Genomic DNA, 11,477 nt, shown 5'->3' with positions numbered 1-11,477 from the left:
AAAAAATCATCTTCGCGAGCGCGGTCGCCGATAATACTCCTCGGCCCTTTATACTTTTATCCGACCCGCGGCGCCGCCCCCCGAGTGGGGGGGCGCCCCCCACGCTGCTGATCAGCTATTTTCCGGCACCCGGCGCAATTCGCCCGGGGGCGTGCACTCTGCGTGAGCGCCCTGGTGCGCTCGGATCACCACCGAAGGACGGCGCATTCCCGACATCGACCTTGTCGAATGGGTGGCCAGGACGCGGTGGATGGGTGATCATGGGAATCTGACCGAGCAACGCTACGAGGAGGCACGGGTGGCCGAGACTCTGAAAAAGGGCAGCCGGGTGACCGGTGCCGCGCGTGAGAAGCTCGCGGCCGATCTCAAGAAGAAGTACGACTCCGGGGCGAGCATTCGCGCTCTCGCGGAGGAGACCGGTCGCTCGTACGGCTTCGTGCACCGGATGCTGAGCGAATCCGGAGTGATCCTCCGGGGCCGCGGCGGTGCCACGCGGGGCAAGAACAAGGCGACTGCCGGGGCCGGTTCCTGACGGCCCGTCGGCTCATGGCTGGATGACGCGGCGGCAGGGCGCCGACCGGGGAGACGAGTGGCGATCGTCGCTAATTGTCCGACGATCGTGGGCTGATCGTGAGTCGACCAGCTGATTCGTCCACCCTCGGATCGAGTGGACCGGCCGCCGATCGTCATGCCCGCATTTCCTTTTCGACGAATTCCCCCGTACTCCCGGGCGGCTGGGTCTGCCGCTGCGCGCCCGGGTTTGTTACTCTCCGGTAGCCAAGTCCCTCGCCACCGGAGGTCTCCGCATGACCGCCCCCGCCACCGACCCGCAGACCCCGAGCGGGGAGCAGGACGGCGTCCGCCTGGAGATCGACGGCGACCTCGCCGTCGTCACCCTGTGTCAGCCCAAGCGGCGCAACGCCCAGTCGCCCGCCCTGTGGCGCGCCCTCGCCGCCGCCGGCCGTGATCTGCCCGGCACCGTCCGCGTCGTGCTGCTCCGCGCGGAGGGCGTCTCCTTCTCCGCCGGCCTCGACCGGGCCATGTTCACCCCCGAGGGCATCCCCGGCGAGCCCAGCTTCCTCCAGCTCGCGGCCGCCGAGGAGAAGGAGCTCGACGACACCATCGCCACCTACCAGGAGGCCTTCACCTGGTGGCGCCGGCCCGACCTGATCTCGATCGCGGCCGTCCAGGGGCACGCCGTCGGCGCCGGGTTCCAGCTCGCGCTCGGCTGCGACCTGCGGGTCGTCGCGGAGGACGTCCAGTTCTCCATGAAGGAGACGTCGCTCGGGCTCGTCCCCGACCTCGCCGGCACCAAGCCGCTCACCGAACTCGTGGGCTACGCGCGGGCGCTGGAGATCTGCGTGACCGGCCGCTGGGTGGGTGCGCAGGAGTCCGTCGCGATCGGCCTGGCCAACATCGCCGTCCCGGGCGCGGAGCTCGACGGCGCCGCGCGCGACCTGGCCGCCGCGCTGCTGGCCGCGCCGCGCAACGCCGCGATCGAGACGAAGGCCCTGCTGCAGGGGGCCTCGGGCCGGTCGTTCGACGAGCAGCGTTCCGCCGAACGGCTCGCACAGGCCCGTCGTCTGCGGGACCTGGCGGGCATCGGCGACTGACGTCCGTTCCCGCTCGGTGGGCCCGGTCCGGGGGGTGCTCCCCGGAGCCGGGCCTCCGTCGTTCCCGGGGGTTCCCGCGGGGTTGCCGGAGCGTCGCTCGGCGGGCGCGAAACGTGGCGAAATGCCAGAGTTGTGGGGATCTGCGATATAGCTGGAGCCGTACGACGGGAGACCCGCCCCATGCCTGACACTCCGACGCCCGCGAGCATGCACAAGAACCCCGCCAACGCCCCGGCCTCCGCTCCTTCCCACGCCTCTGCTCCTTCCCACGCCTCGGGCCCGTCCGGTTCCTCCGGCGCGCCCGGTTCGACCGGCGGGTCCGCCGCCGCCGCGCCCAAGCCGGTCGGCGAGCGCGGCCGGACGGCGCTGGCCGTCGGAGTGGTCGAGAAGATCGCCGGCATGGCGGCCCGCGAGGTCTCCGGCATCCACGCCCTCGGCTCCGGGCTCGCCCGGACGTTCGGCGCCATGCGGGACCGGGTGCCCGGCGGCAGGTCCAGCGTCGGACGCGGCATCAAGGCCGAGGTCGGCGAGAAGCAGACCGCGATCGACATCGCGCTGGTCGTCGAGTACGGCGTCGTCATCCCCGAACTCGCCCGCCAGGTGCGGGAGAACATCATCAACGCGGTCGAGCGGATGACCGGCCTTGAGGTCGTCGAGGTCAACATCGCGGTCAACGACGTGCACCTCCCGGACGAGCCGGAGTTCGAGGAGGAAGAGGAGCAGATGGTGCCGTCCGGGCAGCGGCCCAAGCTCAAGTGACGGCCCGGGCGCGCGGGATCCCGGGCGCAGGACGAGGGAGTAGCGGATGAACCTGGCCGTGGTCGGCCTTGTGGTGGGCATGGCGCTCGGCTTCGCCGGGTACTTCGGCGGGTTCGCGGCCTTCCTGCTGGTGGCGGCGCTGGGGCTGGTCGGCTTCGTGGCCGGGCGGCTGCTGGAGGGCGACATCGAACTCGGGGACCTGGGCGACCTGCTCCGCGGCCGCGACCGGCGCCGCTGATGGCGGGCCCGGCCGCCCCGGCGGCGACGCGCGGCCGGATCCGGATCTCCGACCGCGCGTACGCGCGCATCGCGGCCCGCGCGGCCACGGAGGCCCTGGCGGAGGCGTGGGCCGGACGGTCGGTCAGGGGTGCGCTGCCCGTGGTGTCGGTGTCCGTCCCCGGCAGCACCGTCCGGGTCCGGGTGGAGGTCGAGCTGCCGTTCCCCGCCGATCTGGCCGGGCTCGCCCGGGCCGTGCGGGACCGCGTCGGGACACGGGTCAAGGGGCTGACGGGGACGCGGGTGTCGGAGGTGGTCGTGGTCGTGGAGCGGCTGGTGACGGGAGGGCGGTCGTGACGGCGCCGGAGGAGGGGGAGGCGGGGGCGGGGGCGGGCGAGGGGAAGGTACGGCGGCCGCGGGCGGCGCGGACGCCCGAGGCGGTGCTGGTGGCGGCGGGCGTGCTGGTGATCGCGGGCGCGCTGCTCTATGACGTGGTGTCGGTGCGGACCGGACACTCCGTCCGGCGGTGGCGGGCGGAGATCGCGGACGAGCTCGCGACCCGTCACCTCGACGACCTGTGGGTCCTGGTCGGGGCGGGGGCGGCCACCGGGCTGGGGGCGCTGCTGCTCTGGCTGGCGTTCGCGCCGGGGCTGCGCCGGTGGCTGGCGCTGCGTCCGCACGGGGGCACCAGCGCGGTGATCAACCGGTCCGGGATCGGGCACCTGCTGACCGACCGGGCGGCCGGGCTCCCGGACGTCGAGCGGGTCCGGATCCAGATCGGGCGGCGGAGGGTCCGGGTGCACCTGTACGGGCCGTCCGACCCGGCGTCGCTGCAGCGGCAGCTGCGGGACGAGCTCGCGCGGGTGACGCTGGCGCGGCCGTTGCGGCTGGACGTCCGGACGGTGCCGCGGGAGGGGGCCGGGGAGGCGGAGACGGAGGCGGCGGGGAGCGCGGGCGGCGTGGGCGGGGCGGCGGGATGAGCCGGGGGACCGTCAACCGGGTGCTGATCGGACTGGTCGGGGCGACGCTCGTGGTGGCCGGGGTGCTGGTGCTGGCCGGCGGGCTCGACCTGTACGGGCGGCTCGGGGTGCACCCGCCCGACTGGTGGCCGCTGACCTCGCCCCACCAGCCCGTGGTGAGCGCGAGGTCGCGCACCCGGTGGGTGGCGGGCTCCTGGTGGTGGCCGACCGTCATCGGCGGGCTGTCGGTGCTGGTCCTGGCCATGGTGTGGTGGCTCGTGGCGCAGCTGCGGCGCACCGGGCTCTCCAGCATCGCGGTGCCGACGCCCGGGGTGGCCGGGCTCAGGATGCGGGTGAGCGCGCGGGCGCTGGAGGAGGCGCTGGAGTCGGGGGCCGTCGTGCTGCCCGAGGTCGAGCGCGTGGACGTGCGCCTGGTGCGCGCGCCCGGGCACCCGCGGCTGCGGGGGGCCGTCCGGCTCACCCCCGGCGGGGACCCGGCCGCGCTGGTGGAGCATTTCGAGACGGGACCGCGGGCCGACGCCCTCGGGAGCCTCGGGGTGCCGGAGCTGCCCGCCGACCTGCGGATCCGGGTGCTCCAGGAGGCCCCCGCCGGTCCGCGGCGCCGTCGGCGGCGGCAGCGGCGGAGGCCTCCGCGGGTGGAGTGACGGGCCGGGGGCTCAGAGGGTGCGCAGGGCTCCGCCGTCCACCGGGACCATCACGCCGGTCAGGTAGGACGCGGCGGGGGAGAGCAGGAACGCGGCGACCCGGCCGAACTCCTCCGGGGTGCCGTAGCGGCCGAGCGGGATGGCGGCGCTGTGGTGGGCGCGGGCGCCGTCCGGGTCACCGCCGAGGGCGTCGAGCTCGCGGACCCGGTCGGTGTCGATCCGGGCCGGGAGCAGGCCGACCACCCGGATGCCGCGCGGGCCGAGCTCGTCGGCGAGCGACTTGGCGGCCATCGCGAGGCCGGGGCGCAGGCCGTTGGAGATGCCGAGGCCCGCGATCGGCTGGCGGACGGACGCCGAGAGCACGAAGCCGATCACGCCGCCCTCGCCGAGGGTCGCGGCGGCGGTGCGGGCGATGCGCAGGGCGCCGAGGAAGACCGACTCGAAGGCGTCGCGCCAGGCCTCTTCCGGGGTCGTCCCGACCGGGCCGGCCTGGGGGCCGCCGACGCTGATCAGGACGCCGTCCAGGCGGCCGAAGGCGGCGCTCGCCTCGGCGACGAGCCGTTCGGCGGTCCGCGGGTCGGCGTTGTCGGCGGTCACGCCGTGGACGGTGCCGGGGAGACCGGCGAGTTCGGCGACGGCCGCGTCCACGGCCTCCTCGGTCCGGCCGGTCACCAGCACGTGGGCGCCGTCGGCGGCGAGTTCACGGGCGGTGGCGAAGCCGAGGCCGCGGGTGGCACCGGTGACGACGTACGCCTTGTCCTTCAGTCCGAGATCCATGGGGGACATCTTGCCGGGTCGGGGGCGTCCGGCGTGGCGCGGCCGACCTCAAGCGCGCCCGACCTCAAGCGCGCCCGACCTCGGGCGGGGACGGTCTCAGGCGGGGACGGTCTCCGCGGCGGCCTCGGGTTCGGCCTGCTGCCCGGCGCGGTCCTTGGCCTCGCGGCGGATCAGGATCCACACGCCGACCGGGATCATCGAGGTGAACAGCCACCACTGGATCGCGTAGGCCATGTGCGGGCCGATGTCGGAGTGGTCGGGGTCGGGGATCAGCGCGGGCTGGGCGGCCGGGGCCGGGGTGGTGCCGGTGAGCTCCAGGTAGCCGCCGAGCAGGGGGACGCCGGTCTCCTTGGCCTGCTGCTCGGTGTTGATCAGGTTGAACTGGCGGTCGGGCAGGCCGGCCCGGTCCTTGACGAAACCGCCGCTGCCCTTGACCGTCTCGTCGGCGCGCATCCGGCCGGTGACGGTGACCTCGCCGCTCGGGGCCGCCGGGACGGGCGGGTACTCGGTGGCGGTGTCACCGGAGGCGACCCAGCCGCGGTTGACCAGGACGGTGCCCTTGCCGTCCGACAGCTTCAGCGGGGTCACGACGAAGTAGCCGATGGTCCCGTTGGAGTCGGTCCGCTTGCGGACCACGAACTCGTGCGCCGGGTCGTACTGGCCGGCGGCCGTCACCGCGCGCCAGGTGAGGTCCGAGGGGACCGCGAAGCCCGCGGTCGGCGACAGGCTGTCGAACGGCTCCGGCTGGGCGGTGAGCGCCTTGGCGATCAGCTCGTTGCGGGCCACCCGAGCCTCGTGACGGTGCAGCTGCCAGAAACCCAGCTTGATCGTCGTGGGGATCAGCAGCAGCGCGATCAGCAGGGTGATCAGCCATTGCCGGGTCAGCAGAAAACGGTACACATGGGAACCGTACGCCGACCTCACAGGCGCCTCACGCACCGGGGTGCGGGGCGACCTCGCGCAGCAGCTGGAGGAAGGCGTCCTCGCCGACGACCGGGGTGCCCACCTCGCGGGCCTTGCGCGCCTTGCCGCTCCAACTGTTCGGCTCGTTGGTGACGAGGAGGCTGGTGAGCCGGCTCACCGAGCCGGCGATGTGCAGGCCGGCCTCGGCGGCGCGGTCCTCCAGCAGCTCGCGGTCGGTGGCGGTGTCGCCGGTGAACGCCACCCGCATGCCCTGGACCAGCGGCTTGCCGTCCTCCCAGCGCCCCGGGTTCGGGTACGGGCACGGCGGGCGCTTCTTGGCCTGGCGGTAGGCGGCGCCGGTCCAGCCGCTGCGGCCGGAGGCGGCGGGCTCGTCCTCGCCGAGGTCGGTGACCGCGACGCAGGTCTGCAGGGGCAGCGGGACGCCGCCCAGGCGCGCCAGGTGCAGGCTGGGGCGGAACGCCTCGGCGAGCACGCGGGCGTCGTCCAGGGCGTTGTGGGCCTGGCGCTGCTGGACGCCGAAGTGCGCGGCGAGCGAGGAGAGCTTGCCGTTGGGCAGCGGCAGGCGCAGGTCGCGGGAGAGGACCATGGTGCAGATCCGCTGGTCGACCGGGGCGCGGCGGCCGGCCCGGGAGAACTCGCGGGAGATCATGTTCCAGTCGAAGAGCGCGTTGTGGGCGACCAGGACGCGGTCCGCGAGGCGGGTGGCGAACTCGTCGGCGATCTCCGGGAAGGTCGGGGCGCCGGAGAGCAGCTGGGCGGTGAGGCCGTGGATCCAGACCGGGCCCGGGTCCCGCTCGGGGTTGACCAGGGTGTACCAGTGGTCGGTGATCTCGCCGTCCGGGTCCAGCTGGTAGACGCCCGCGGAGATGACGCGGTCCGAGCGGCCGAGGCCGGTGGTCTCGACGTCCACCACGGCGAAGCCCCCGTCGAGGGTGGCGGTGCGCTGGGCCGGGAGGTGCACGCCGTGCGTCTCGGGCTGGATCGGTTGCATGGTCCAACAGGATAAGCGCCGATCGGGTGGCGTCCGGCCGAAATGTTCAGGTGGGGCGGTCGGAATAGAGTGTTCCGCATAGGCGTCGTACATGCGGCCGACCCCGTAGACAAGGACGAAAATCCATGCGCGCCACCGTCATTCACGGCCCCAACGACATCCGGATCGAAGAGGTCCCCGACCCGGTGCTCCGGCAGCCGACGGACGCCGTGGTCCGGGTCCTGAACGCCTGCATCTGCGGCAGCGACCTCTGGGCCTACCGCGGGGTCGCGCAGCGCGTGGCCGGGCAGCGGATCGGCCACGAGTTCCTGGGCGTCGTCGAGGAGGCCGGCGCCGAGGTGCGCGGCTTCGCGAAGGGCGACCTCGTCGTGGCGCCGTTCGTCTGGTCGGACGGCACCTGTGAGTTCTGTCTCGAAGGCCTCCAGACCTCCTGCCCGCACGGCGGCTTCTGGGGCCAGGTGGGCTCGGACGGCGGCCAGGGCGAGGCGGTCCGGGTGCCGTTCGCAGACGGGACGCTGGTCGGGCTGCCGAAGGAGGCGGCCGGCGACGAGAAGCTGCTGCCCGGCCTGCTCGCACTGTCGGACGTGATGTCCACCGGACACCACGCGGCCGTCTCGGCGCGGGTGCGTCCGGGTGCGACGGTCGCCGTGGTCGGCGACGGCGCGGTGGGCCTGTGCGGAGTGCTGGCGGCGCACCGGCTCGGCGCGGGCCGGATCATCGCGCTCGGCCGGCACCCCGCCCGCACGGACCTCGCCCGGCGCTTCGGCGCGACGGACGTGGTGGCCGAGCGCGGCGACGCGGCCGTGGAAGCCGTGAAGGAGCTGACCGGCGGACTGGGCGCGCACGCGGTGCTGGAGGCCGTCGGCACCGAGGAGTCGATGCGCACGGCCGTCTCGATCACCCGCGACGGCGGCGCGGTGGGCTACGTCGGGGTGCCGCACGGCGGGAGCGCCGGCGTCGATATCGGCCAGATGTTCGGTCGCAACGTTTCGCTGAGCGGCGGGGTGGCGCCGGCCCGCGCCTACATCCCCGAGCTGCTGCCCGACGTCCTCTCGGGCGCCATCGAGCCGGGCCTGGTGTTCGACCGGACGGTCGGACTGGCGGAGGTCCCGGACGGTTACCGGGCGATGGACGACCGCTCGGCCCTGAAGGTCCGGATCGCCTTCTGACGGTCCCGCTCGAACCCGAGAGATCGTCACGAGGGGCGCCACCGTTGGACGGTGGCGCCCCTCAGTCGTGGGGCGAGGCGGTCCCGAAGTGACGCCAGTGGTGGTTTTCGGCCAATTGGATAGTGCGAGGGGGTGAACAGGCGGCCGATCGCAGTCAACCCCTTCCGGGGCGGGCACGACGCTCCTAGCATTGCGCGGCGCGCATACGGATTGTGACGCCCCTCACGTCCGACCGTCCGCCTTGTGCGACCGCTACGCCGAAGGAGTGAGGAGTACAGCGTGGAATCGCCGCCGATCACCACTGCCCCTACGGATGTCCAACTCATCGACGAGAGCCAGGAGTTCCGGGCCCTGCGGAGTTCCTTCCGGAACTTCGCCTTCCCGGTCACCATCGGCTTCGTGCTGTGGTACCTGCTCTACATCCTGCTCTCCAGCTACGCGCCCGGTCTGATGGGCACCAAGGTCGTCGGGCACATCAACGTCGCACTGGTGCTGGGGCTGCTGCAGTTCGTCACCACCTTCGCCATCGCGGCGTGGTACGCCCGGTACGCGGACCGGCGGATCGACCCGCCCGCCGCCGCGATCCGCGAGGCCCACGGCGCCGTCGTCCATGCTCCCCGGGAGTCCGCCGAATGATCCTGCTCGCCAGCTCCGCCACCGAGCACCGCGGACTCACGATGACCCTGTTCGGGTTCTTCGTGCTGCTCACGCTCGGCATCACCGTCTGGGCCGGCCGGCAGACCAAGGACGCCGCCGACTTCTACGCCGGCGGCCGGGGCTTCACCGGCTTCCAGAACGGCCTGGCCATCTCCGGCGACTACATGTCCGCCGCGTCCTTCCTCGGCATCGCCGGCGCCATCGCCCTCTCCGGGTACGACGGCTTCCTGTACTCGATCGGGTTCCTGGTGGCCTGGCTGGTCGCCCTGCTCCTGATCGCCGAGCCGCTGCGCAACGCCGGCCGCTACACCATGGCGGACGTGCTCGCGTTCCGGATGAAGCAGCGCCCGGTGCGCACCGCCGCGGGCGTCTCCACGATCATCGTGTCGATCTTCTACCTGCTCGCCCAGATGGTCGGCGCCGGGACGCTGGTCGCCCTGCTGCTCGGCGTCAGCGGGGAGGGCGCCAAGCGCTGGACCATCGTCGCGGTCGGCGCGCTGATGGTCGTCTACGTCGTGATAGGGGGCATGAAGGGCACCACCTGGGTGCAGATCGTCAAGGCCGTGCTGCTGATCGCCGGTACCGCGCTGATGACCGTCCTGGTGCTCGCCAAGTACCACTTCAACCCGTCCGAGCTGCTCGGCGCCGCCGCCAGCGCGAGCGGCAAGGGCGCGGCCTTCCTCGAACCCGGGCTGAAGTACGGCGTCAGCGGCACCACCAAGCTCGACTTCATCAGCCTCGGGATCGCGCTGGTGCTCGGCACCGCCGGCCTGCCGCACATCCTCGTCCGCTTCTACACCGTGCCCACCGCCAAGGCGGCGCGGAAGTCGGTGCTCTGGGCGATCGGCATCATCGGCGTCTTCTACCTGATGACGCTGGCGCTCGGCTTCGGCGCGGCGGCGCTCGTCGGGCCCAAGGCGATCAAGGCGGCCAACGCGGCGGGCAACACCGCGGCGCCGCAGCTGGCCGAGTCGCTCGGCGGCGGCGCGGGCTCCACCGGGGGCGCGATCCTGCTCGCGGTGATCTCCGCGGTCGCCTTCGCCACCATCCTCGCCGTCGTCGCCGGCCTCACCCTGGCCTCCTCGGCCTCCTTCGCGCACGACCTCTACGCCAACGTGATCCGGCGCGGCCGGGCCACCGAGAAGGAGGAGGTGCTCTCGGCGAAGTGGGCCGCCGTCGCGATCGGCGCGGTGGCCATCGTGCTCAGCCTCTTCGCCGGCAAGCTCAACACCGCGGCCCTGGTCGCCCTGGCCTTCGCGGTGGCCGCCTCGGCGAACCTGCCGACGCTGCTCTACTCGCTGTTCTGGAAGCGCTTCACCACGGCCGGCGCCGTCGCCTCCGTCTACGCGGGCCTGATCAGCTCGGTGCTGCTGGTGATCTTCTCGCCGGTGGTCTCCGGCGCGAAGACCTCGCTCTTCCCGGACTCGGACTTCCACTGGTTCCCGCTGGAGAACCCCGGCCTGGTCTCCATCCCGATCGGCTTCCTGGCCGGCTGGATCGGCACCCTGCTGTCCAAGGAAAGCCCCGACCCGGCGAAGTACGCTGAACTGGAGGTCCGCTCGCTGACCGGACTGGGCGCCCACTGATCACCGCGCGATGACTATGCTGGCCCGGCCCCGCCGCGACGGTGGGCCGGGCCGGCCGCATTACTGGTGAAGGGACCGCCGTGCTACTCGACACGTTCGGACGACAGGCCGTCGACCTGCGCGTCTCCCTCACCGACCGGTGCAACCTGCGCTGCACGTACTGCATGCCCGAGGAGGGGCTGCAGTGGCTCGGCAAGCCCGACCTGCTCACCGACGAGGAGATCGTCCGGCTGGTCACGATCGCGGTGCGCGACCTCGGCGTGCGGGAGGTGCGCTTCACCGGCGGCGAGCCGCTGCTGCGCCCCGGGCTCGTCGCGATCGTCGCCGCGTGCGGCGAACTGGAGCCGCGCCCGGAGATCTCGCTCACGACCAACGGGATAGGCCTGGCCCGCACCGCGACGGCGCTGCGCGAGGCCGGGCTCGACCGCGTCAACGTCTCCCTGGACACCCTCGACCCCGAGGTGTTCTTCACGCTCACCCGCCGCAAGCGCCACCAGGACGTCCTGGACGGGCTGGCCGCCGCCGAGGCCGCCGGGCTGACCCCGGTGAAGCTGAACGCGGTGCTGATGCGCGGGGTCAACGACCACGAGGCGCCCGACCTGCTCGCCTGGTGCCTGGAGCGCGGCTACGAGCTGCGGTTCATCGAGCAGATGCCGCTGGACGCCCAGCACGGCTGGGACCGCACGTCGATGATCACCGCCGAGGAGATCCTCGACCGGCTCGCCGCGCGCTTCGCGCTCGCCCCGGAGCCCTCCGCACGCCGGGGCGCCGCGCCGGCCGAACGCTGGCTGGTCGACGGCGGCCCGGCCCGGGTCGGCGTGATCGCCTCCGTCACGCGCCCCTTCTGCCGCGCCTGCGACCGCACCCGGCTCACCGCCGACGGCCAGGTGCGCAACTGCCTCTTCGCGACCGGGGAGACGGACCTGCGCACCGCCCTGCGCACGGGCGCCGACGACGCCGAGATCGGCGCCCTGTGGCGGGCGGCGATGTGGGGGAAGAAGGCGGGCGCGGGGATCGACGACCCGGAGTTCCACCAGCCCGACCGGCCGATGTCGGCGATCGGGGGCTAGTACTCCAGCAGGACTTCTCCATTCCCGCTGGTCAACGGCCTGGGAGTGGGGAGTGTAGCGGGGTGGGAGCGGGTGCGGGGCGGTCTTCGCC

General features: G+C 73.3%; 14 protein-coding genes. 11 read left to right on the top strand and 3 right to left on the bottom strand.

Annotation, left to right across the window (positions count from 1 at the left end):
• The first annotated feature begins 298 nt into the window (after window positions 1-298).
• The 7 genes from ACFV4G_RS29165 to ACFV4G_RS29135 all read left to right on the top strand — a co-directional run bounded on the left by ACFV4G_RS29165 (window position 299) and on the right by ACFV4G_RS29135 (window position 4,212).
• Complete coding sequence (locus tag ACFV4G_RS29165; RefSeq protein WP_030059940.1) at window positions 299-532, top strand: helix-turn-helix domain-containing protein; 234 nt, start codon at window positions 299-301, stop codon at window positions 530-532.
• A 274-nt stretch (window positions 533-806) separates the two neighbouring features.
• Window positions 807-1,613 (top strand): enoyl-CoA hydratase/isomerase family protein, encoded by an 807-nt coding sequence (locus tag ACFV4G_RS29160; RefSeq protein WP_380445101.1) that lies wholly within the window; start codon window positions 807-809, stop codon window positions 1,611-1,613.
• A 207-nt stretch (window positions 1,614-1,820) separates the two neighbouring features.
• Complete coding sequence (locus ACFV4G_RS29155; protein ID WP_380445126.1) at window positions 1,821-2,372, top strand: Asp23/Gls24 family envelope stress response protein; 552 nt, start codon at window positions 1,821-1,823, stop codon at window positions 2,370-2,372.
• A 46-nt stretch (window positions 2,373-2,418) separates the two neighbouring features.
• Window positions 2,419-2,610 (top strand): hypothetical protein, encoded by a 192-nt coding sequence (locus tag ACFV4G_RS29150; protein WP_380445100.1) that lies wholly within the window; start codon window positions 2,419-2,421, stop codon window positions 2,608-2,610.
• Window positions 2,610-2,945: a hypothetical protein gene (locus ACFV4G_RS29145; RefSeq protein WP_380445099.1), complete on the top strand. Its 336-nt coding sequence runs from the start codon at window positions 2,610-2,612 to the stop codon at window positions 2,943-2,945. Before ACFV4G_RS29150 ends, ACFV4G_RS29145 begins: the two co-directional genes overlap by 1 nt.
• On the top strand, window positions 2,942-3,568 hold the full coding sequence (locus ACFV4G_RS29140; RefSeq protein ID WP_380445098.1) for a DUF6286 domain-containing protein: 627 nt from the start codon (window positions 2,942-2,944) through the stop codon (window positions 3,566-3,568). The genes ACFV4G_RS29145 and ACFV4G_RS29140 overlap by 4 nt, the downstream gene beginning before the upstream one ends.
• Entirely contained in the window at window positions 3,565-4,212 is a 648-nt protein-coding gene (locus ACFV4G_RS29135) for an alkaline shock response membrane anchor protein AmaP (RefSeq protein ID WP_380445097.1), read from the top strand. The genes ACFV4G_RS29140 and ACFV4G_RS29135 overlap by 4 nt, the downstream gene beginning before the upstream one ends.
• Before the next feature lie 12 nt (window positions 4,213-4,224).
• Here ACFV4G_RS29135 and ACFV4G_RS29130 read toward each other — a convergent pair whose 3' ends face one another.
• From ACFV4G_RS29130 to ACFV4G_RS29120, 3 genes are all read right to left on the bottom strand, one after another.
• Window positions 4,225-4,989 carry an SDR family oxidoreductase gene (locus ACFV4G_RS29130; protein WP_380445096.1) on the bottom strand — a complete coding sequence of 255 codons (765 nt, stop codon included), beginning with the start codon at window positions 4,987-4,989 and terminating at the stop codon, window positions 4,225-4,227.
• A 96-nt stretch (window positions 4,990-5,085) separates the two neighbouring features.
• Entirely contained in the window at window positions 5,086-5,889 is an 804-nt protein-coding gene (locus tag ACFV4G_RS29125) for an SURF1 family protein (RefSeq protein ID WP_380445095.1), read from the bottom strand.
• A 31-nt stretch (window positions 5,890-5,920) separates the two neighbouring features.
• Window positions 5,921-6,904: a DEDDh family exonuclease gene (locus tag ACFV4G_RS29120; protein WP_380445094.1), complete on the bottom strand. Its 984-nt coding sequence runs from the start codon at window positions 6,902-6,904 to the stop codon at window positions 5,921-5,923.
• A 125-nt stretch (window positions 6,905-7,029) separates the two neighbouring features.
• Here ACFV4G_RS29120 and ACFV4G_RS29115 point away from each other — a divergent pair, with 125 nt between their 5' ends.
• The 4 genes from ACFV4G_RS29115 to moaA all read left to right on the top strand — a co-directional run bounded on the left by ACFV4G_RS29115 (window position 7,030) and on the right by moaA (window position 11,386).
• Window positions 7,030-8,073: a zinc-dependent alcohol dehydrogenase family protein gene (locus ACFV4G_RS29115; RefSeq protein ID WP_380445093.1), complete on the top strand. Its 1,044-nt coding sequence runs from the start codon at window positions 7,030-7,032 to the stop codon at window positions 8,071-8,073.
• A 279-nt stretch (window positions 8,074-8,352) separates the two neighbouring features.
• On the top strand, window positions 8,353-8,709 hold the full coding sequence (locus ACFV4G_RS29110) for a DUF485 domain-containing protein (protein WP_380445092.1): 357 nt from the start codon (window positions 8,353-8,355) through the stop codon (window positions 8,707-8,709).
• The gene (locus tag ACFV4G_RS29105) at window positions 8,706-10,316 is read left to right on the top strand and encodes a cation acetate symporter (RefSeq protein ID WP_380445091.1); all 1,611 of its coding nucleotides are present in this window, start codon (window positions 8,706-8,708) and stop codon (window positions 10,314-10,316) included. The genes ACFV4G_RS29110 and ACFV4G_RS29105 overlap by 4 nt, the downstream gene beginning before the upstream one ends.
• An 80-nt stretch (window positions 10,317-10,396) precedes the next feature.
• On the top strand, window positions 10,397-11,386 hold the full coding sequence (moaA, locus tag ACFV4G_RS29100) for a GTP 3',8-cyclase MoaA (RefSeq protein WP_380445090.1): 990 nt from the start codon (window positions 10,397-10,399) through the stop codon (window positions 11,384-11,386).
• The last annotated feature ends 91 nt before the right edge of the window (window positions 11,387-11,477 follow it).

This window comes from Kitasatospora sp. NPDC059747, assembly GCF_042732955.1.
In the GTDB taxonomy this organism is placed as follows: domain Bacteria; phylum Actinomycetota; class Actinomycetes; order Streptomycetales; family Streptomycetaceae; genus Kitasatospora.
This window is presented reverse-complemented; position numbering and strand designations above follow the sequence as displayed.